Raw genomic sequence first — 21,931 nt, forward strand, 5'->3', positions numbered from 1 at the left:
CTTAACGAAAACTGACAGATTTTCCCCGCTTTAGGCCAAATGAAGTCGCTCAAAAAGGAGCAAAAAGCCTTAAAAACGATAATTTAAACTAAATTGCACCAGGCTTTCTTGTTCAATACCAGATGATTTTGTATATAGCCGGCCTCTAGCCCACTCCAGTTTGGCCTGCAAGCCCTTGTATTCTGCCTCAAGGCCAAGGGCATAGGCCCAGGCTCGCTCTGTTCTTGCATCGGCTAAATTGGATTTTTGCAGGCCTAGGTCAAAGCCCAGATAAGGGGAAATTGTGCCGTATGAGGTCTGCTTGATCCAGGCCAGATTATTGTGCAGAACCAGGCTTTTCTCGGCCGATAAGCCCAGATCATTTAAGCCCCGAACACGGTAACGGCCAGTCAAATCCTCCTGCTTAACCGCAGGCAGGAGCCTGTCGCTATACTGGCCGGTCAGCTGGTGGCTAAAGTGGAAGAGCTGTTGGCCCCAGTGTTGGTAGTGGTTGAAGTGCAGTTCGGCATTCCAACGCTCAATGCGGCTTTCAGGCTGGTTTTGGCCTCGATTTCTGCCCTGTTCGTAGCGCAGGTCTGCAATCAGCGAGCCTTGCTCTAAGATCTGTAAATGATTGAGGCCAAGTGAAAGCGTGATTAGCTTCGGGCTTTGTAGCTCCAAAACCACATCTTCCAAACGGTTCTTGCTGTCTGTTCGCTCCAGCTGAAGAGACCACTTGGAAATATGATTGGCTCCACGGTGGAAGACCTGATCGGCTCCCAAGCCTGCCTGCACGGTTCTGCCCCGCTGTTCTAGCTCGCTGTTGGCCAGGGACAGTTTGTTTTTAAATTGGGAAAAAGAGGCAAAGCCGTTAAAGGTCCAATAGCCGTAGGGTAGGCTGTAATAGAGAAGGGCAGAGCGGCTAAAGTGCTTGGCGGATTTTAGGCTGTGGGCGGCATTAAGATAGAGGCTGTCAGACAAGCCCAATGGGTTGCCGATTTGCAGCCCCGCCTTGGCCTGCCAGCGATTATAGGATTTAGATGCATAATTATCCAAGCCAATCGAGCCTGCAAACCTTGAACTGGCTTGGTTGGTGAAGGCCAGGGCGACCTCACCATTTTGGGCAGGCAGAACATCGACACTAACCTGGTTGCCTGGAATGCGGTTGGCCTGATCGAGAGCCTGATCCAGGTCTTGAATTTTTAGGGGCTTGCCCACGGCCTTAGGTAAAACTTGCTCCAAACGAAAGCCCTTGCTGTCGCTAGAGACCTGAGCCACCTTGCCTTCAAAGACCCGCAGGGTCAAAAAGCCAGATTGATCATCTTCAAACTGAAAGGGGTTATGCACATAGCCTTGGTCTAAATAGGCCTGGGTTAGCTGCTGACTGAGCTGGTTTAAACGCACCTCATTTAAGCATTCGCCCGCCTGCGGGGCAAGGGCGGCAGGATCAATCAGGCTGATGCCGGCAAAACGCAGGCCTTGGTAGTCTAGGCAGACCTGTGAAAAATCGCCTTCACTGGCCACTTTTTCTTCTGCCTGATATTGGCGTTGCTTGAGCAAACGAGCCTGACTTTCCTGTGCAAGCTCGGCCTGTTGTTGCCGGGTTTGTTGAAGAGATTGGCTGATTTCATCCGCCCACAAGAGCGGAGAAGAAAACAGTAAAGCAAGGGAGAGGGTTTTATGCATCATCGTTTGCCCCAAAAATGAGAAATGAGGCATTGTAAGGAATTTTCCCCTGCTTGACAAAGGTTTACACTTGGTACTTGCTTTTATCGCCTATATCAAAATGCAGGGGCATACGCCATTTTTGAAAGGCTAGGAGGGCCAATAAAAGGCCGCATACCAGCGAGAGGATCTGCACCATAAGCGTGAGTTGCAAGGCAAAGGCTGCCCATAAGAGTGCCAGCAAAAGAGGCTGAAAGTTAAGGCCAAAGACCCGAAAGCAGAAATATTCCTTGTAGCATAAGCCCCCAATCACTAGGAAAGCAGCACCCAGAGCTAGGAGCGGCAGGTTAAAAATAAAACAAAGCAGGCCAATCCACATGGCAAACTGGAAAATCAGGCGGAAGTGCTTGAGATAAAGATGGAGGCTAGAGGCCAACATGGTGCCTGCAATCAGGGCAGCTAGGCTGGCTTCATGAGGAAAATAAGGCAGGGCAAACAGGGCCAAGGCCGCCAAAACAAAGCCTGAACGATAAATGATCACCGTGAGATAGTCCCAAAAATCCATGGGGGATTTGATGTGCGGATCTGCCATAGATACTCCTTTTTGCAGAAAATGCCAGAAAATAAACCGCTTGTATCATAGAAGATTTTGCCTGTGAGCGAAACAAAAAACGGCTCTGAAGAGCCGTTTTAAGATTAAAGAGTGGTGATGCGTTTGACCTCGATTTCGGTCTTGCCCCAATCGCTGTCAATCTTGCCTTCAATTTTGATTTTATCCGCAGGGGTAATGGTTTTGCCCTGCCAAGCTCGTTTGCTGACTTCTACTTCGTGCTCGTTGCCTTGCAAGTCTTTGAAGATAAAATCATTTTTGCCCACTTGCTTGATGATGTGGCCTTCAATGATAAAAGGCGTATTGTCCTTGGCGTTCTTGGCATCAGCCAGGTTTTTTGCCGCCAAACTCTCATCAAAGAAACCGCCTTGTGGGCCCTTAGTTTCTTTTCTGTCCTTACGATCTTTGCGGTCTTTGTGATCTCTGCTCTCACGGTCAAAGCGTTTTTCCTTGCCCTCGTGTTTGCGGCCATCACGCTCGCCTCGTTCAAAGCCACCTTTTGGGCCAAAACTTGGGGCGGCTGGGCTTGCAATCACGCTGGCGGCTTGATTGGCGGTTTCTACCGCAGAGGTGTTGGCAAAAGCCGCGCCTGAAAGGGCAAGGATTGAGGTTAAAGCAATTAATTTTTTCATAGAAATCTCCGTTTGTTTTAAATTTAAGCTATATCGAATCATTTTCGATGCGCTCATTAAAACAAGGGGATCTTAATGAAATCTTAATGCTTTACTGGTTGATTGAATTTTCATCAATATCACCCAGCAAAATGGCATAACGGGCCGTTTTTGGGCTAGATTCTAGGGCGATTTTAAGGGCCATGGTCAGTGGCACCGACAGCAACATCCCCACCGTACCCAGTAGCCAGCCCCAAAAGAGCAAGGATAAAAATACCACCAGCGTAGAAAGCCCCAAGGTCTTACCCATCAGGCGGGGTTCAATCATATTGCCAATCACGGTATTGACCCCGATCACCGCCGCCATGACGCCCAGGCCAATGGGGAAACCATTGAGCAAGAAGGCCTGAATGACCACAGGAATAGCTGCAATGACCGAGCCAATATTGGGAATGTAGTTGAGCAAGAAGCTGACCGTGGCCCAAAGCACTGCATATTGCACGCCCAAGAGCTTGAGGGCGATAAAGACACAAATGCCCGTGGCAATACTCATGAGGGACTTCACGCCTAGATAGGTGATGATGCCCTTAAGCATTCGCTCCAGCGGGTTTTCCTGTTCATCTTCGGTGTGAGGAATTTTGAGCACCACTTCAAGACGGTGCTTGATGGTTGGGATTTCCAAAAGCATAAAAATCACCACCAAAATCAGCACAAAAATATTGCTGACCGCCCCCGAAAAACTCAGCAGGGAACCGCTGACAAAGTTCATGATGACACTTGGGTCTAACTGGTTCAGCACATCATTGGGCGAAAATTCTAGGGGAATATGGGCCTTTTGCAGCAGGGCTTGAATGTCGGTCAAACGTTGGGCGAAAATTCCCCGATATTGCGGAATGGATTGGCTAAATTCCCGTACCGTGCTGTTAATCAGCCCGATAAGGAAGACCGACACCACGCCAATCAGGATAAAGAGCAGGATAATGGCCAGCCAAAGCGGCACACGGCGTTTGGTCATAAAATTAACCAAGGGCGAGCAAACAATGGCGATAAAAAGGGCCAATAAAAAGGGCACGACAATTTCGCTGGCCAGTTTTACACCGGCTAAAATAATGATAATGGCGGCAAAGGCCAGCAAAAAGCGTAAGAGGGAAGCGTTTTGTTGCATAAGGTTCCTTGTCAAAAAATCGAAAAATTAAACCGCTTGTATGAACGATCTCAAGGCTATTTTGCTTGATTTGCCTTGGTATGACAAATCAAATTTTAAGCCTTGCAGGCCTGCTGCCATGATTTAATTTATAAGCAAACGCCTTCTTTCCCCTGCGATTGAAGCCCAAAATCAGGTAAAATACCCCTAATTTTTTGCCAAGATGTTGAGGGTAATATGAGTTTTGTAATCGGACAACGCTGGATCAGCGAAAGTGAAAATAATTTAGGGCTGGGGATGGTGACAGCAGTCGATCTCCGCACCGTGACCATTGATTTCCCGGCCTCGGGCGAACAGCGGGTTTACGCCACGGCGGTTGCCCCCTTGACGAGGGTGGTCTTTGCCAAGGGCGATCAGGTGAACAGCCAAGCGGGCTGGGCCTTGACGGTCAGCGAGGTGGTGGAAAACCAGGGCATTGCCCTTTATTTGGGCACCCGCACCGACACGGGCGAGGAAGCCGTTTTGCCAGAAATGCAGTTGGATCACAAGGTCAGCTTTAGCAAGCCGCAAGACCGCCTCTTTTCGGCCCAGATCGACCGCAGCGATCGTTTCGCCCTGCGTTATCAGGCCTTTAAACACCAGCAGGCCCAGTTCCAATCGCCCCTGCGTGGCCTACGGGGCATTCGGGCCAGCCTGATTCCCCACCAGTTACATATCGCCAAGGAAGTGGGCCAACGGTTGGCTCCCCGGGTACTTTTAGCCGATGAAGTGGGCCTGGGGAAAACCATCGAAGCCGGTATGATCCTGCAACAACAGCTCTTTTCCGGCCGGGTGGAGCGGGTCTTGGTGCTGGTGCCTGAAAGCCTGCAACACCAGTGGCTGGTGGAAATGCTCCGCCGTTTTAACCTGCATTTTTCCCTCTTTGATGAGGAGCGTTGTGCCGACTTCGCCCCCAAGGATGAGGATAGCCAAGAGCCGGCCCAGAACCCTTTTGAAACCGAATCCCTGGTCATCTGTTCGCTAGACTGGCTGGAAACCAGTCCACAGCGGGCCAAGCAGGTCTTGGCTGCCGACTGGGATATGCTGATTGTGGATGAGGCCCACCACTTGGAATGGAATGAAAGTGAGCCCAGCATTGGCTATGAGTTTGTTGCCCAGCTTAGCAAGCAAATTGCCTCCGTCCTACTGCTTACGGCCACGCCCGAACAGCTTGGCCAGGCCAGCCACTTTGCCCGCTTGGCTCTCTTGGATCCTGATCGCTTCTACGACTATCAGGCCTTTGTGGACGAACAAAAGCATTATCAGCCGGTGGCCGATGCGGTAGCGACCCTACTTAGCGATAAGCCTCTCAATGCCAAGGAACAATCCAGCATTAGCGACCTCTTGGCTGAGCAGGATGTGGAACCTATGTTACGCATTATCAACGCCCCAGAAATTGATGCAGAACAGCGTTTGGCCGTGCGACAAGAGCTGATTAGCGAGCTGATTGACCGCCACGGCACCAGCCGGGTGCTTTTCCGTAATACCCGCCAAGGGGTCAAGGGCTTCCCGCATCGTGAATTCCACCAGGTGACCTTAGACATGCCTAGCCAATATGCCAATGCCCTCAAGGTTATGGGGCTGATGGGCAAGAACAGCCTGGAAAACCTGCTCTATCCTGAACGCCTCTTCCAACGCATGAACCCGGATGCCAAGTGGTGGGACTTCGACCCTCGAATTGAGTGGCTGATTACCTTCCTCAAGAACCACCGGGATGAGAAGATCTTGGTTATCTGCAAGCAGGCCGAAACGGCCATTCAGTTGGAACAAATCCTGCGGGAGAAAGAAGCCATTCGCTCGGCTGTCTTCCATGAAAGAATGTCTATTGTCGAACGGGATCGGGCCTCAGCCTACTTTGCCCAAGAGGAAGAAGGAGCTCAGGTACTCATTAGTTCCAGCATCGGTTCCGAGGGGCGGAACTTCCAATTTGCCCGCTCCCTGGTGCTCTTCAACCTGCCAGACAACCCAGACTTATTGGAGCAAAGTATCGGTCGCCTAGACCGTATCGGCCAGAAGCACGACATCCAAATTTATGTGCCCTGCTTTGGCCAATCCAGCCAGCAAATGCTCTGCGAGTGGTACCACAAGGGCCTCAATGCCTTTGAAGAAACCTGCCCAATGGGGGCCAGCCTCTTTAGTGAACTGGGGGCAGAACTGCGGGACTTTATGCTCAACCCTCAACAAGCGGGTCAATTTGAGGACTTTTTAGCAAGAACCCACAAACGCCAGCAGGCCCTTAAAATGGAACTGGAAAAGGGCCGAGATCGGCTCTTGGAGCTCAATTCCAACGGTGGCGAGGCCGCTCAAGACCTGGCCAGCCAAATTGCCGATCAGGACAGCAACCCGCAACTGGTCAATTTCGCCCTCAATCTCTTTGATGTGATCGGGTTAGAGCAGGAAGACCTGGGCGAGCAGAGCATTGTGATTAGCCCAACCGGCCATATGCTGGTGCCAGACTTCCCAGGCCTAAGCGAGGAAGGTTCCACCGTGACCTTTGACCGCCAGCTGGCCCTCATGCGGGAGGAAGTGGAATTTCTGACCTGGGATCACCCTATGATCCGCAACGGGATTGATCTGATTACCTCGGGCGACATCGGCAAATCGGCCGTTTCCCTCCTCATTAATAAGAACCTGCCGGCCGGCACCCTCTTACTGGAGGCCATTTACATTGTCGAAGCCCAGGCTCCAAAAGGCCTGCAACTAACCCGCTTCCTGCCGCCAACACCGGTGCGGATTTTATTGGACGGTAAGGGCAACGATCTGGCCTCCCAAGTCTCGGTTGCAGGTTTAGAAAAACAGCTCAAGCCGGTTAATAAGCAAATGGCCAATAAGATCGTTAAAATGGCCAGGGCCGAAATTGAAAAGCTGATTGCCGTCAGCCAGCAAAAAATTGCTCCACAGGCCCAGGCCATTATTGAGCAGGCCAAACAAACGGCCGACCAGACCCTGAGTGCCGAACTGCACCGCCTAACCTCACTACAGGCGGTCAATAAGAATATCCGGGCCGATGAGATCGAGGCGCTGGAGGCCATTCGTGAGCAATCCCTCCAGCAGCTAGAGCAGGCCAATTTCCGCCTAGACAGCCTGCGGGTGATTGTGAGTAACCAGGCCTAGTATGAACCGCAAACTGGCTTATAGCACACTTTGTTATAAGCCAGTCTTTTTTATTATTTCAGCTCTCTTGTCCTTCCTTATACATTATTGGCCTCTGTAATATTAAAGGAATGACTTATGCGATTACTCCCTCTTGCTCTTGGTTTAAGCCTGACTGCTTTTTCTGGCCTCAGTATTGCGGCTCCAGCGAATACCCTTGTGAACTGCATTGCTACCCCTCCCATGAAATTAAGCCCGGCCATTATTAATGATGCCAATGATTTTAACGCCAGCTCTCAACAGGTTTATAACCGTTTGGTTGAGTTTAAAGCAGGTAAAATTGAGGTTGAACCAGGCTTGGCAGAGCGCTGGGAAGTCAGTGAAGATGGGCTTACCTATCTCTTTCATTTGCGTAAGGGAGTAAAATTTCATTCCAGCAAAACCTTTAAGCCTAGCCGAGATTTTAATGCAGATGATGTGATTTTTTCTTTTCAGCGGCAGGCAGATAAAGAGCATCCTTACCATCTTGTATCGGCTGGCACCTACTTTTACTTTAATTGGATGAATTTGCCAAAAATCTTAAAAAGCGTGGAGAAAGTGGATGATTACACCATTAAAATCACCCTAAATCAACCGAATACGCCTTTCATTACAACCTTGGCCATGGATTTTCTGTCTATTTATTCTCAAGAATATGCTGAACAATTATTGGCTGCTGGCAAGCCCGAGGTGCTAGATCAACATCCTATTGGGACAGGCCCTTTCATTTTTCAAACCTATCAAACCGACCATGCAGTACGTTTTCAGGCAAATCCCGACTATTGGAAGGGTAAAGCCAGCATTGAACGCCTGATCTTTAGTATTACGCCCGATGCAGGTACACGCTATGCTAAGCTCAAGGCCAATGAATGTGATGTAATTGATTTTCCAAATATTGCCGATATTGCTCAAATGAAACAGGATAAAGAGATTACCTTATTAGAACGTGAAGGACTAAATCTCGCCTATATTGGCTTAAATAGCTTAAAACCTGCTCTAAATAACCCAAAGGTTCGCCAAGCACTGCATCATGCAACAGATAAACAAGCCATTGTTGAGGCGGTTTATCAAGGCGGTGGAAAAGTGGCATATAATCCCTTCCCGGATGCGGTGTTGGGCTATAATGCTGACCTCCCACAATATGGTTTTGATCTTGAAAAAGCCAAAGCCTTATTGGCAGAAGCAGGTTTTCCTGATGGGTTTGAAACAGAAATTTGGGTACAACCTGTTGTGCGACCGTCCAATCCCAATCCTCGCCGTACGGCTGAAATTATTCAAGCAGACTGGGCCAAAATTGGCGTGAAAGCTAAATTGGTGACCCATGACTGGGCAGATTTTAACAAGCGTACACGTGAGGGTGAGTTTTCAGCAGGAACCTATGGCTGGACAAGCCGTAATGGTGATCCAGATAACTTCTTATTCCCCTTGTTTAGTCGTGAGAATATCCCTGGTACAAATTATGCCCGCTGGACAGATGATACTTTAGAAGCCTTATTGCGCAGTGCTGTGCAAACCCAAGACCAAGATGAACGGGCTAAGCAGTACCGAGAAGCTGTTGCGATTGTGCAAGAAAATAGCCCAATTATACCGCTTGCTCATGCCATCAATTATGTTCCCCTTCATAAGCGGGTGAAGGGTTTTGTGCAAAGCCCCTTTGGCTATACTGCCTTTTATGGGGTGAGGTTAGAAGATTAGAGTATGTGTTCAATTTGAAGGGCTAGTTAGATAATAAAGGCGGATATTCTCCGCCTTTGTTGTTTTTATTGCTTGAGCCTTATAACTTGGCTGCCAGCATAGCTTCCAATTTCTCTTGGTCCACCGCAAATTTACGGATACCTTCGGCTAGTTTTTCAACCGCCATTGGGTCTTGGTTGTGCTGCCAGTAGAATTCGGCTTCGGTTAGGGCGTCTGGGCGGGTTTTTACTTCACCTTCATAGGCCAATTTACGCACGAGCGGCTCGTTGCTTTCGCTTAATTCTTTTAAGAGGGCTGGGGCGATGGTCAAACGGTCGCAGCCGGCAAGTTCGGTGATTTCGCCTGCATTACGGAAGCTGGCGCCCATCACGATGGTTTTGTAGCCGTGTTCCTTGTAGTAGTTGTAGATGGAGGTCACAGAAATCACGCCTGGATCTTCCGCTGGGGCGTATTCTTTCTTGTCGCTGTTGGCCTTGTACCAGTCTAGGATACGGCCTACGAATGGAGAAATCAGGTAAACACCTGCTTCAGCACAGGCACGGGCTTGAGCTTGGGAGAAGAGGAGGGTCAGGTTACAGTTGATGCCTTCTTTTTCTAGGATTTCAGCCGCCTTAATCCCCTGCCAGGTGGAGGCGATTTTAATTAAAATACGGTCTTTGCTGATGCCTGCTGCTTCGTAGAGGCCGATTAATTTGCGGGCCTTTTTCACGGTATTTTCTGTGTCGTAGGAGAAGCGGGCATCTACTTCGGTTGAAATGCGACCCTTGACCACTTTGAGAATTTCTAGGCCGATATTGACGGCTAATTTATCGCCTGCGTCCACTAATTGGCGGTTCTTGCAGTCGCTTTGGGCCTTGGCATAGGCCACGGCTTCATCAATTAAAGGAGCATATTGCGGCAGGGCAGAGGCACTTAAGATAAGTGATGGGTTGGTGGTGGCATCTTCAGGCTGGTATTGTTTGATGGCGTCAATGTCGCCTGTGTCGGCAACCACAACAGTCATGGCTCTTAAAGCGTCTAATTGGTTCATAATAAGTCCTCGAGTTAGGGAAAATGAAGAAAAAGTTTGCATATCATAACAGCTAACGCACAAAAAGTAGGACAAAAATTGTGAGTCAGATCACATTTTTGCCATAAAAACATACGATTTGAGCAGAAATGATTTTTTGCCGGCCGACAAGCGGGCAAAATAGGCCTCTTTTTTGCAAAGAGGCTTGAAAGTGGGGCTGAAGGTCGCCACATTGGCTGGGTATTGATAACCAAAAGGAGTGAAAATGCCACTATTAATTTTTCTTGTTGGCCTGTTTTTCTATGTTTATTGTGAGATTTCCTTGCTGGTGGCCATTGGTTCGTCTATCGGTGTGCTGCCCCTGATTTTACTTATGATCGCCATTTCTGTGGCGGGCTTATGGCTGATTAAATTGCGGGGCCTCTTTACCATTATGCAGATTCGTGCCGATATTAGCAGGGGAAAGGTGCCAACGGACGCCTTAATTTCCTCCCTCTTGTTTGTGGTGGCGGGGATCTTGTTACTTATTCCGGGCATTATTAGCGATATTTTGGCTGTGCTTATGGTCTTGCCCATTACTCGAACGTTTATCAAGGCCTACCTGCTCAAGTATTTTTCCAGCAAAATGACCTTCGCCCGTTTTGGCAATTTTCAGCAGCAGGCGGGGCAGAACCCCAATACCTTTGATGCGGAATTTGAGCGTAAGCAAGACGAAGATAGATGGATTAAGTAAAGAAGATTGTATAACTAAACCGTTTTAGCTAAAATTCGGCCAGTTACATTAACCAAAGAGAGAAGACGATGAGTAAGATTTGGGTGCTAGGCGATGCCGTGGTGGACTTAATCCCCGATGGCGAAAACCATTATTTACGCTGTGCCGGCGGCGCACCAGCCAATGTGGCGGTGGGCGTTTCCCGCTTGGATGTGTCAGCAGGCTTTATTGGCCGAGTGGGTAATGATCCCTTAGGCCGTTTTATGCAAGAGACCTTGCAGGCCGAGGGGGTGGATACCCAGCAGATGATTCTCGACCCGAAACAACGCACTTCCACGGTGGTAGTGGGCTTGGATCAGGGCGAACGTAGCTTTACTTTTATGGTCAATCCAAGTGCCGATCAGTTCTTAGAAACAGGCGATCTGCCAAGTTTTGAGGCCGGCGATTGGCTACATTGCTGCTCCATTGCTCTGATTAATGAGCCGTCCCGCTCTTCCACCCTTGAGGCCATTCGGCGTATTAAGGCCGCAGGCGGTTTTGTCTCCTTCGACCCTAATTTACGGGAATCCCTCTGGGCCAGCCTGGAGGAAATGAAAAACGTGGTCAATCAGGTAGTGGGCCTGGCCCATGTGCTGAAATTCTCGGAAGAGGAACTGACCCTATTAACCGACACAGCCTCCTTAAAAGAGGCCACCGAGGCCATTGTGGCCCAGTACCCTGAAAAACTGATTATCATCACCTTGGGCAAGGACGGCGCTTACTACCATTTCCAAGGCCAAAGCCAAATTGTTGCTGGCAAACCTGTTCAGCCAGTGGACACCACAGGGGCGGGCGATGCCTTTGTCAGCGGTTTGCTGGCGGGGCTTTATCAGGCCCAAGATTGGCAAAATGGGGGAAGTTTGGTGCAAATTATCCGCCAGGCCAATGCCTCTGGGGCGCTTGCCACCACAGCCAAGGGGGCCATGTCGGCCCTGCCAAATCGGGCGGAACTTGAGGCCTATTTAGCCAATTAAAAAAGCAAACGGACGCAAGTAGCGTCCGTTTTGTTAAGCCTTTTTCAGAAATTCAGACTTGAGCATAATCTTACCACAATCCACATTGTGATCGCCTCGGGCCAGGCGAATGCCCTTGAACTTAGTCCCCTTCTTCAAAACCTCAGATGATCCCTTGAGCTTGAGATCCTTGATAAGGATAACATCATCACCCTCGTTTAAGAGGTTGCCATTGCTGTCCTTAACAATAAGTTGATCTTCGTCCTCTTCAACAACCTCTTGGCCTGTCCACTCATGGGCACAGTCTGGGCAAACAAATTGGATGGAATCGTGGTAGGTGTTTTCGCCCTTACAGGCCGGGCAAATTGGGAAATCCATAAAAAATCCTTCTAGTCCTAAAAAGCAGATATTGTATAATGATTTGCAAATTTTTCCAAAAAACAGACCGCTTGCTAAACATTAGGATCAACAAAGAACCAGCAGTCTTTCTGCTTGATAAAGAGGGAAAGTTCATGATGTACCTGTTCTCCCCTTTCAGCCACAAAGCGTGCCTTAAATTCCACCGTGGCTCGGTTTTTTCCGGCCTTGGGATTATGATGTAACACCTCTAGGCCCAGCCATTGGGTTTGATCAGCCCAGTCCTGCATGGCCTGAATATCCAAGTGCTTCTGTTGGCTGGGCAGGGTGGTGGCCACCACATAATCAATCTTTTTTAGAACATAGGCCGAGTAGCGGGATCGCATCAGGCTTTCCGCACTGGGGGCGATTTTTCCCGCATGCAGGGGGCCACAGCATTGGGTATAGTCTAGGCCCGATTGGCAGGGGCAGGCTGGATTGTTCATTTTCTCTCTCCAAAAATAAACGGCTCAGATGAGCCGTTTGTTGATTTAAGCATAGTACATCTCAAATTCCACTGGGTGTGGGGTCATATTGAGACGTTCCACTTCCTTGCGTTTCACGCCGATGTAGGCTTCGATAAAGTCCTTGGCAAAGACCCCTCCTTTAGTGAGGAACTCGTAGTCTTTTTCTAAGGCATTCAAGGCCTCTTCAAGAGAGCCAGCTACGGCAGGAATATCTTTCAATTCTTCCGGTGGCAAATCGTAGAGGTTCTTATCCATGGCATCGCCTGGGTGGATTTTATTGAGCACACCGTCTAAGCCTGCCATCAAGAGGGCGGCAAAGGCTAAGTATGGGTTGGCCAATGGGTCTGGGAAGCGGGCTTCCACACGGGTAGCTTTCGGGCTGGTGACCGCTGGAATGCGGATAGAGGCCGAACGGTTGCTGGCAGAATAGGCCAGTAGAACTGGCGCTTCAAAACCAGGTACAAGACGTTTATAAGAGTTGGTTGACGGATTGGTAAAGGCGTTCAGAGCCTTGGCGTGTTTGATGATGCCACCAATGTAGTAGAGGGCCGTTTCAGACAGGCCTGCATACTTATCGCCCATAAAGACGTTTTTGCCATCCTTGCTCAAGGACATATTACAGTGCATACCCGAGCCGTTATCCCCAGTGATTGGTTTTGGCATAAAGCAGGCGGTTTTGCCGTGTTCAGCAGCCACATTTTGCACGATGTATTTGTAGATTTGGGTTTCGTCCGCCTTTTTAACCAAGGTGTTAAAGCGGGTAGCAATCTCGTTTTGGCCGGCAGTGGCGACTTCATGGTGGTGGGCTTCAATCACTAGGCCCATTTCTTCCATGAGTAAACACATTTCAGAGCGGATGTCGTGGGCGGTATCATTCGGCGCAACGGCACAGTAGCCGCCTTTTTTCAGTGGGCGATAGCCGCTGTTGCCTTCTTCATAGCGCTTACCACTGTTCCAGGCGGCTTCAATGTCGTCCACCTGGAAGAAGTTGCCGTTCATCTGGGTGTCAAAACGGACATCATCAAAGAGGAAAAACTCTGGCTCCGGCCCGAAGAGGACGCTGTCGGCAATGCCGGTGGATTTCAAATAATTTTCTGCACGGCTTGCAATGGAGCGTGGGTCACGATCGTAGCTTTGCATGGTGCTAGGTTCATAAATGGAGCAGCGGATGGAGAGGGTAGGGATTTGGGCGAAGGGGTCAACAACAGCAGTTTCGGGGATGGGCATAAGCAGCATATCAGCCTTATTGATGGTGCGCCAGCCCTCAACCGATGAGCCATCGAACATCTTGCCTTCTTCAAACAGGTCTTCATCGACCAAACTTGCCGGCAAAGATACACCGTGTTCCTTACCCTTAATATCGGTAAAGCGAAGCAGGACGAACTTGATGTCGTTCTCTTCAATTAAATCAAAAACCTTATCAACAGCGTTAGACATAGGGGGATTCCTCAGGAGTTAAAGTGAAGTATGAAAACGCTGTATTCTATGCTAAGGCAAACGATTATTCAAATAACAAGCGGGCTATTTTTGGGAAAATTTTGCAACTGTCATTTAGGCGGAAAGGAGATGAAGACAAGTTAGACACAGACCGGGTGGGATTTGCGCAACTTGGTTCAAATCCAATCAAAGTCGCAATTTTTTAAGAAAAATTTCAAAAATTTTACAAAAACCACTTGCAAGGTTTTCCAAAATCTCTATAATACGCCCCATCGCAACGACGCACAGTTGCAAATCAGTTTTCTGCAAGTGCGTCGTTCTTTTTTGCTCTTTAAAAAGATATCAGACAATCTGTGTGGGCACTTGTTGATTGACTTGTTAAAATATTTTTAATTTTGATTAAAGTCTTAATAGGTGCTTAAACTAGAAATTCATTTTTACTTAATAAGTAATATGTAAACTTTAGCTAAGCAGTTTATTGAGCGATTAAACTTTTTGAATTGAAGAGTTTGATCATGGCTCAGATTGAACGCTGGCGGCAGGCTTAACACATGCAAGTCGAACGGTAGCACAAGAGAGCTTGCTCTCTGGGTGACGAGTGGCGGACGGGTGAGTAATGCTTGGGAATCTGGCTTATGGAGGGGGATAACGACGGGAAACTGTCGCTAATACCGCGTAGTCTCTTAGGAGTAAAGTGTGGGACCTTCGGGCCACATGCCATAAGATGAGCCCAAGTGGGATTAGGTAGTTGGTGGGGTAAAGGCCTACCAAGCCGACGATCTCTAGCTGGTCTGAGAGGATGACCAGCCACACTGGAACTGAGACACGGTCCAGACTCCTACGGGAGGCAGCAGTGGGGAATATTGCACAATGGGCGGAAGCCTGATGCAGCCATGCCGCGTGAATGAAGAAGGCCTTCGGGTTGTAAAGTTCTTTCGGTGATGAGGAAGGTGTTGTGTTTAATAGACATAGCAATTGACGTTAGTCACAGAAGAAGCACCGGCTAACTCCGTGCCAGCAGCCGCGGTAATACGGAGGGTGCGAGCGTTAATCGGAATAACTGGGCGTAAAGGGCATGTAGGCGGTTACTTAAGTGAGATGTGAAAGCCCCGGGCTTAACCTGGGAATTGCATTTCATACTGGGTAGCTAGAGTATGTTAGGGAGGGGTAGAATTCCACGTGTAGCGGTGAAATGCGTAGAGATGTGGAGGAATACCGAAGGCGAAGGCAGCCCCTTGGGACAATACTGACGCTGAGATGCGAAAGCGTGGGGAGCAAACAGGATTAGATACCCTGGTAGTCCACGCTGTAAACGCTGTCGATTTGGGGATTGGGGTTTAACCTTGGTGCCCGAAGCTAACGTGATAAATCGACCGCCTGGGGAGTACGGCCGCAAGGTTAAAACTCAAATGAATTGACGGGGGCCCGCACAAGCGGTGGAGCATGTGGTTTAATTCGATGCAACGCGAAGAACCTTACCTACTCTTGACATCCTCAGAAGAATTTAGAGATAAATTTGTGCCTTCGGGAACTGAGAGACAGGTGCTGCATGGCTGTCGTCAGCTCGTGTTGTGAAATGTTGGGTTAAGTCCCGCAACGAGCGCAACCCTTATCCTTTGTTGCCAGCATGTAAAGATGGGAACTCAAAGGAGACTGCCAGTGATAAACTGGAGGAAGGTGGGGATGACGTCAAGTCATCATGGCCCTTACGAGTAGGGCTACACACGTGCTACAATGGTGCATACAGAGGGCTGCGAGACGGCGACGTTGAGCGAATCTCAGAAAGTGCATCTAAGTCCGGATTGGAGTCTGCAACTCGACTCCATGAAGTCGGAATCGCTAGTAATCGCAAATCAGAATGTTGCGGTGAATACGTTCCCGGGCCTTGTACACACCGCCCGTCACACCATGGGAGTGGGTTGTACCAGAAGTAGATAGCTTAACCTTCGGGAGGGCGTTTACCACGGTATGATTCATGACTGGGGTGAAGTCGTAACAAGGTAACCGTAGGGGAACCTGCGGTTGGATCACCTCCTTACCGAAACAAGAACGACTGCAAGTGTTCACACAGATTGTTTGATAATGTTGATATAATGGCAGGAAGGACATCTTTAAATGTTGTCCCCATCGTCTAGAGGCCTAGGACATCGCCCTTTCACGGCGGTAACCGGGGTTCGAATCCCCGTGGGGACGCCATTTAAAGATGACTTTGGTTGTCTAAATTGTTCTTTAAAAATTTGTAAACAAGCTGAAAAACTGAAGAGACTTTCAAGTCCGATATGAAGAGAAATCGACATATCAAAAAGGATAAGAAAAAGTCTGAGTAGTTAAAAATCTTGAACGAACAAAAGCGTTCAAGTCTAGTTGTTAATTAGACCTAAGTGTTTGAAAAAGTAAAGCTAAGGTAAAACGAAGCGAACTTAGAAGAACGTTTGAGGTTGTATAGTTAAGTGACTAAGCGTACACGGTGGATGCCTTGGCAATCAGAGGCGAAGAAGGACGTGCTAATCTGCGATAAGCTTGGGTGAGTTGATAAGAAGCGTTTAACCCAAGATTTCCGAATGGGGAAACCCAGTAGGTGAAGAACCTACTATCATTAGTTGAATACATAGGCTAATGAGGCAAACCGGGAGAACTGAAACATCTAAGTACCCCGAGGAAAAGAAATCAACCGAGATTCCGTGAGTAGCGGCGAGCGAAAGTGGAAGAGCCAGTAAGTTATAGCAGAGGTTTTAGGAGAATGAGCTGGGAAGCTCAATCGTAGAGGGTGATAATCCCGTATCTGAAAAAGCCTTTGTGGAACTAAGCTTACGACAAGTAGGGCGGGACACGTGATATCCTGTCTGAAGATGGGGGGACCATCCTCCAAGGCTAAATACTCCTGATTGACCGATAGTGAACCAGTACTGTGAAGGAAAGGCGAAAAGAACCCCAGCGAGGGGAGTGAAATAGAACCTGAAACCGTGTACGTACAAGCAGTGGGAGCAAGAGTAATCTTGTGACTGCGTACCTTTTGTATAATGGGTCAGCGACTTATATTTTGTAGCGAGGTTAACTGAATAAGGGAGCCGTAGGGAAACCGAGTCTTAACTGGGCGTCTAGTTGCAAGGTATAGACCCGAAACCCGGTGATCTAGCCATGGGCAGGTTGAAGGTTGGGTAACACTAACTGGAGGACCGAACCGACTAATGTTGAAAAATTAGCGGATGACTTGTGGCTGGGGGTGAAAGGCCAATCAAACCGGGAGATAGCTGGTTCTCCCCGAAATCTATTTAGGTAGAGCCTTGAGCGGACACCTTCGGGGGTAGAGCACTGTTTCGGCTAGGGGTCCATCCCGGATTACCAACCCGATGCAAACTGCGAATACCGAAGAGTGATACTCAGGAGACACACGGTGGGTGCTAACGTCCATCGTGAAGAGGGAAACAACCCAGACCGCCAGCTAAGGTCCCCAAGTCTATATTAAGTGGGAAACGAAGTGGGAAGGCTTAGACAGCTAGGATGTTGGCTTAGAAGCAGCCACCATTTAAAGAAAGCGTAATAGCTCACTAGTCGAGTCGGCCTGCGCGGAAGATGTAACGGGGCTCAAATATAGCACCGAAGCTGCGGCATCAATGGAAACATTGTTGGGTAGGGGAGCGTCGTGTAAGCGGATGAAGGTGAGTCGAGAGGCTTGCTGGACGTATCACGAGTGCGAATGCTGACATAAGTAACGATAAAACGAGTGAAAAACTCGTTCGCCGGAAGACCAAGGGTTCCTGTCCAACGTTAATCGGGGCAGGGTGAGTCGGCCCCTAAGGCGAGGCTGAAAAGCGTAGTCGATGGGAAACGGGTTAATATTCCCGTACTTGGATAAACTGCGATGTGGGGACGGAGAAGGTTAGGTTAGCAGACTGTTGGATGTCTGTTTAAGGCGGTAGGTGGAGAGTTTAGGCAAATCCGGACTCTCTTAACACCGAGAACTGATGACGAGGTGCTACGGCACTGAAGTAACTGATACCACGCTTCCAGGAAAAGCCACTAAGCTTCAGGTTTATCTAAACCGTACTGAAAACCGACACAGGTGGTCAGGTAGAGAATACTCAGGCGCTTGAGAGAACTCGGGTGAAGGAACTAGGCAAAATAGCACCGTAACTTCGGGAGAAGGTGCGCCGGCGTAGATTGTAGTCCCTCGCGGATGAAGGTTGAACCGGTCGAAGATACCAGCTGGCTGCAACTGTTTATTAAAAACACAGCACTCTGCAAACACGAAAGTGGACGTATAGGGTGTGATGCCTGCCCGGTGCTGGAAGGTTAATTGATGGTGTTATCTTTTAAAGAGAAGCTCCTGATCGAAGCCCCAGTAAACGGCGGCCGTAACTATAACGGTCCTAAGGTAGCGAAATTCCTTGTCGGGTAAGTTCCGACCTGCACGAATGGCATAATGATGGCCAGGCTGTCTCCACCCGAGACTCAGTGAAATTGAAATCGCCGTGAAGATGCGGTGTACCCGCGGCTAGACGGAAAGACCCCGTGAACCTTTACTATAGCTTGACACTGAACATTGAATTTTGATGTGTAGGATAGGTGGGAGCCTTAGAAGCAGTCACGCCAGTGATTGTGGAGGCGTCCTTGAAATACCACCCTTTAACGTTTGATGTTCTAACGAAGTATGGAAACACGTACTCGGACAGTGTCTGGTGGGTAGTTTGACTGGGGCGGTCTCCTCCCAAAGCGTAACGGAGGAGCACGAAGGTTTGCTAATGACGGTCGGACATCGTCAGGTTAGTGCAATGGTATAAGCAAGCTTAACTGCGAGACAGACAAGTCGAGCAGGTGCGAAAGCAGGTCATAGTGATCCGGTGGTTCTGAATGGAAGGGCCATCGCTCAACGGATAAAAGGTACTCCGGGGATAACAGGCTGATACCGCCCAAGAGTTCATATCGACGGCGGTGTTTGGCACCTCGATGTCGGCTCATCACATCCTGGGGCTGAAGTAGGTCCCAAGGGTATGGCTGTTCGCCATTTAAAGTGGTACGCGAGCTGGGTTTAGAACGTCGTGAGACAGTTCGGTCCCTATCTGCCGTGGGCGTTGGAGAATTGAGAGGGGTTGCTCCTAGTACGAGAGGACCGGAGTGAACGCACCGCTGGTGTTTCGGTTGTGTCGCCAGACGCATTGCCGAGTAGCTAAGTGCGGAAGAGATAAGTGCTGAAAGCATCTAAGCACGAAACTTGCCTTAAGATGAGTTCTCCCTGACTATAAGTCAGTAAGGGTTGTTGAAGACTACGACGTAGATAGGTCAGATGTGTAAGTGGTGTGAGCCATTGAGCTAACTGATACTAATTGCCCGAGAGGCTTAACTATACAACGCTCAAGCGTTTTTAGAAACGAAGAAGCAAAAACGAAGAAACAACGAATAACAAAGACTACTAGGTTTTCAGCTTGATTACAAAAAAGAACAAAAACAAAAAACAACAGAGAAAAGAATTTTCCTGATGGCCATAGTGCTGTGGCACCACCTGACCCCATACCGAACTCAGAAGTGAAACGCAGTCACGCCGATGGTAGTGTGGGGTTTCCCCATGTGAGAGTAGGACACCATCAGGGTTTTATTAAGAAGAACCGCTAGAGTGAAAGCTTTAGCGGTTTTTTGCTATCTAGACTTAAGACAAGCGGTTGAGATTTGCAAGAAAATTGCAAAAAAGATCCGCTTGTAAAAACTTGTACTTTCTATTTCTCAAAGAGGGCAGAACAGAGTACAATGCAAGACCTTTTCCCCTTTTAAAAACATAAGGATTATTGAATGAAAATTACCAAAAACGTTGTACCAAGCATTGCCTATCAAGTGCGTACCCAAGATGGCGTATTAGTGGATGAAGCACCAGCCAATCAACCCCTTGAATACCTACATGGCCATAACAACCTTGTTATCGGTTTAGAAAATGCTCTTGAAGGCAAGAGTGTGGGCGATAAGTTAGAAGTACGCGTACAGCCTGAAGAAGCCTACGGCGAATACAACGAAAATATGGTACAACGTGTGCCAAAAGAAGTCTTCCAAGGTGTGGATGAATTAGAAGTGGGCATGCGTTTTATCGCAGACACCGACATCGGTCCATTACCGGTGGTTATCACTGAAGTAGATGGTGATGAAGTGGTAGTGGATGGCAACCACATGTTGGCAGGCCAAGAACTACATTTTGTTGTTGAAGTAGTTGCCACCCGTGAAGCGACATTAGAAGAAATCGCCCACGGCCATATCCATTCAGGCGGCGGTTGCTGCGGTGGTCACGACAGCGATGAAGAAGGCCACGGCTGTGGTTGCGGCTCTCATCACGATCACCACCACGATCACGACCATCATCACGGACACGGCGGTTGTGGTTGCAATCACTAATTAGGTGTGACCAGATGGAAAACTCCCTCCTATCAGGCACGGATTACCTCCGTGCCGTTTTAAGTTCAAATATCTACGATCTGGCCCAAACCACCCCCTTACAAAAAATGGAAAAGCTCTCGGAGCGTTTGGGTAATAGCATCTTTATTAAGCGTGAAGATCGTCAGCCTGTCCACAGCTTTAAGCTGCGTGGGGCCTATGCCATGATTGCCTCCCTCTCTCCTGCACAAAAGGCGGCGGGTGTGATTGCGGCCTCGGCCGGCAACCATGCTCAAGGCGTTGCCCTCTCTGCTAACCATTTGGGCTTGCGGGCCCTTATCGTTATGCCTCAAAGCACCCCTTCTATCAAGGTTGATGCTGTTAAGGGCTTTGGTGGTGAGGTGCTTTTACACGGTGCTAATTTCGATGAAGCCAAGGCCAAGGCCATTGCTTTATCCCAAGAATTGGGCATGACCTTTATTCACCCCTTCGATCACCCCAAGGTTATCGCAGGCCAGGGCACCATTGGCCTAGAGTTGCTCCAGCAAAATGCCCATTTAGACCGTATTTTTCTGCCGGTTGGCGGTGGCGGTTTGGCAGCGGGTGTGGCTGTCTTTATCAAGCAAATGTTGCCGGATGTTAAGGTTATCGGGGTAGAATCTGAGGACTCAGCCTGCCTTTACGCTGCATTAAAAGCAGGACAACCGACCGATTTAGACCGTGTTGGCCTCTTTGCTGATGGTGTGGCTGTCAAACGGATTGGCGATGAAACCTTCCGTCTCTTGCAGCAGTATATTGATGATGTAGTCTTGGTGGATGCCGATGAAATCTGTGCGGCCATGAAGGACGTTTTTGAAAACGTGCGTGCCGTATCTGAGCCATCGGGTGCTTTGTCCTTGGCGGGCTTGAAAAAATATGCCGCCCAACATGATCTACAAGGCGAAAATTTAGCCTGTGTTCTGTCGGGTGCCAATCTCAATTTCCATACCCTACGTTATGTGTCTGAACGCTGTGAGCTGGGCGAAAAACACGAAGCCTTGCTGGCCGTGACCATTCCTGAACAAAAGGGCAGCTTCCTTAAATTCTGTCAAATCTTGGGAGACCGAGCCGTGACCGAATTTAACTACCGTCACGCTGATGATCACCAAGCCTGTGTTTTTGTTGGAGTTCGCATTGCAGGGGAAAAAGAGAAGGCCGATATTATCGACAACCTCCAGCAGCATGGCTATGAGGTAAGCGATCTGTCTGATGACGACATTGCCAAAACCCATGTGCGTTATATGATCGGCGGCCACTGCCCAAGCATTGAGAATGAAAGCCTCTACAGCTTTGAATTCCCAGAGCAAAAGGGCGCCTTGCTTAAATTCCTCCAAACCTTAGGCAACCATTGGGATATTTCCCTTTTCCACTACCGTGCCCACGGCGTGGATTATGGTGATATTCTCGTAGCCTTTGATCTAGATGAGAACGACAAGGTCTTATTTAACCAGCACCTAAAAGTCCTGGGCTATAGCTACCAAAATGTCAGTGAAAGTCGGGCCTATCAACAATTTTTACGCTAGGCCACAAGCGGTCAAAACTTGCGAGAAATTTGCAAAAATAGGCCGCTTGTGTGAGTAAAAAGACTTGACAATCTTGACGGCTTAAGCCATTCTCTCACCTGTTTTTGACAAGCCAAGGGCCAAGCAA

15 protein-coding genes, 1 tRNA gene and 3 rRNA genes are annotated in these 21,931 nt (G+C 48.9%); 11 read left to right on the plus strand and 8 right to left on the minus strand.

The features are described 5' to 3' along the window. Window positions 1–69 precede the first annotated feature (69 nt). The 4 genes from A4G20_03040 to A4G20_03055 all read right to left on the minus strand — a co-directional run bounded on the left by A4G20_03040 (window position 70) and on the right by A4G20_03055 (window position 4,030). The gene (locus A4G20_03040; protein QIW15380.1) at window positions 70–1,668 is read right to left on the minus strand and encodes a hemin-binding protein; all 1,599 of its coding nucleotides are present in this window, start codon (window positions 1,666–1,668) and stop codon (window positions 70–72) included. A 61-nt stretch (window positions 1,669–1,729) separates the two neighbouring features. Then, complete coding sequence (locus A4G20_03045) at window positions 1,730–2,236, minus strand: hypothetical protein (GenBank protein QIW15381.1); 507 nt, start codon at window positions 2,234–2,236, stop codon at window positions 1,730–1,732. 104 nt (window positions 2,237–2,340) lie between these two features. After that, window positions 2,341–2,886 (minus strand): hypothetical protein, encoded by a 546-nt coding sequence (locus A4G20_03050; protein ID QIW15382.1) that lies wholly within the window; start codon window positions 2,884–2,886, stop codon window positions 2,341–2,343. Between the two features lie 91 nt (window positions 2,887–2,977). Then, window positions 2,978–4,030 (minus strand): hypothetical protein, encoded by a 1,053-nt coding sequence (locus tag A4G20_03055; GenBank protein ID QIW15383.1) that lies wholly within the window; start codon window positions 4,028–4,030, stop codon window positions 2,978–2,980. A 216-nt stretch (window positions 4,031–4,246) separates the two neighbouring features. Between A4G20_03055 and A4G20_03060 the strand changes: the two genes are divergently transcribed. After that, window positions 4,247–7,162 carry an RNA polymerase-binding ATPase gene (locus tag A4G20_03060; GenBank protein ID QIW15384.1) on the plus strand — a complete coding sequence of 972 codons (2,916 nt, stop codon included), beginning with the start codon at window positions 4,247–4,249 and terminating at the stop codon, window positions 7,160–7,162. A 117-nt stretch (window positions 7,163–7,279) separates the two neighbouring features. Then, on the plus strand, window positions 7,280–8,875 hold the full coding sequence (locus tag A4G20_03065) for a peptide transporter (protein QIW15385.1): 1,596 nt from the start codon (window positions 7,280–7,282) through the stop codon (window positions 8,873–8,875). A 79-nt stretch (window positions 8,876–8,954) separates the two neighbouring features. Here the strand turns inward: A4G20_03065 and A4G20_03070 are convergent, their stop codons facing one another. Beyond that, entirely contained in the window at window positions 8,955–9,905 is a 951-nt protein-coding gene (locus tag A4G20_03070) for a transaldolase (GenBank protein QIW15386.1), read from the minus strand. A gap of 244 nt (window positions 9,906–10,149) precedes the next feature. On the opposite strand from A4G20_03070, the gene A4G20_03075 reads away from it, so the two are divergent. Together A4G20_03075 and A4G20_03080 are read left to right on the plus strand one after the other, a co-directional pair. After that, the gene (locus A4G20_03075; GenBank protein ID QIW15387.1) at window positions 10,150–10,617 is read left to right on the plus strand and encodes a hypothetical protein; all 468 of its coding nucleotides are present in this window, start codon (window positions 10,150–10,152) and stop codon (window positions 10,615–10,617) included. A 68-nt stretch (window positions 10,618–10,685) separates the two neighbouring features. Further along, window positions 10,686–11,609 (plus strand): aminoimidazole riboside kinase, encoded by a 924-nt coding sequence (locus tag A4G20_03080; GenBank protein ID QIW15388.1) that lies wholly within the window; start codon window positions 10,686–10,688, stop codon window positions 11,607–11,609. Window positions 11,610–11,642: 33 nt separating this feature from the next. Here A4G20_03080 and A4G20_03085 read toward each other — a convergent pair whose 3' ends face one another. The 3 genes from A4G20_03085 to A4G20_03095 all read right to left on the minus strand — a co-directional run bounded on the left by A4G20_03085 (window position 11,643) and on the right by A4G20_03095 (window position 13,888). After that, window positions 11,643–11,966, minus strand: coding sequence for a hypothetical protein (locus A4G20_03085; protein ID QIW15389.1), 324 nt, complete (start codon window positions 11,964–11,966; stop codon window positions 11,643–11,645). Window positions 11,967–12,040: 74 nt separating this feature from the next. Further along, the gene (locus A4G20_03090; GenBank protein ID QIW15390.1) at window positions 12,041–12,430 is read right to left on the minus strand and encodes a hypothetical protein; all 390 of its coding nucleotides are present in this window, start codon (window positions 12,428–12,430) and stop codon (window positions 12,041–12,043) included. Window positions 12,431–12,475: 45 nt separating this feature from the next. Continuing rightward, window positions 12,476–13,888: a type I glutamate--ammonia ligase gene (locus A4G20_03095; protein QIW15391.1), complete on the minus strand. Its 1,413-nt coding sequence runs from the start codon at window positions 13,886–13,888 to the stop codon at window positions 12,476–12,478. A 23-nt stretch (window positions 13,889–13,911) separates the two neighbouring features. On the opposite strand from A4G20_03095, the gene A4G20_03100 reads away from it, so the two are divergent. The 7 genes from A4G20_03100 to A4G20_03130 all read left to right on the plus strand — a co-directional run bounded on the left by A4G20_03100 (window position 13,912) and on the right by A4G20_03130 (window position 21,804). Continuing rightward, complete coding sequence (locus A4G20_03100) at window positions 13,912–14,094, plus strand: hypothetical protein (protein QIW15392.1); 183 nt, start codon at window positions 13,912–13,914, stop codon at window positions 14,092–14,094. Between the two features lie 289 nt (window positions 14,095–14,383). Beyond that, window positions 14,384–15,928, plus strand: a 16S ribosomal RNA gene (locus A4G20_03105). Between the two features lie 80 nt (window positions 15,929–16,008). Beyond that, window positions 16,009–16,084, plus strand: a tRNA-Glu gene (locus tag A4G20_03110). Between the two features lie 241 nt (window positions 16,085–16,325). Continuing rightward, window positions 16,326–19,249: ribosomal RNA gene (locus A4G20_03115) — 23S ribosomal RNA — on the plus strand. 111 nt (window positions 19,250–19,360) lie between these two features. Continuing rightward, a 5S ribosomal RNA gene (gene rrf / locus A4G20_03120) occupies window positions 19,361–19,476 on the plus strand. The 16S, 23S and 5S rRNA genes sit together here with 1 tRNA gene alongside, the layout of an rRNA operon. A 196-nt stretch (window positions 19,477–19,672) precedes the next feature. Then, the gene (locus tag A4G20_03125; protein QIW15393.1) at window positions 19,673–20,263 is read left to right on the plus strand and encodes a peptidylprolyl isomerase; all 591 of its coding nucleotides are present in this window, start codon (window positions 19,673–19,675) and stop codon (window positions 20,261–20,263) included. A gap of 14 nt (window positions 20,264–20,277) precedes the next feature. Further along, on the plus strand, window positions 20,278–21,804 hold the full coding sequence (locus A4G20_03130; protein ID QIW15394.1) for a PLP-dependent threonine dehydratase: 1,527 nt from the start codon (window positions 20,278–20,280) through the stop codon (window positions 21,802–21,804). Window positions 21,805–21,931: the final 127 nt, after the last annotated feature.

It is taken from the genome of Pasteurellaceae bacterium RH1A, assembly GCA_012221805.1.
In the GTDB taxonomy this organism is placed as follows: Bacteria; Pseudomonadota; Gammaproteobacteria; order Enterobacterales; family Pasteurellaceae; genus RH1A.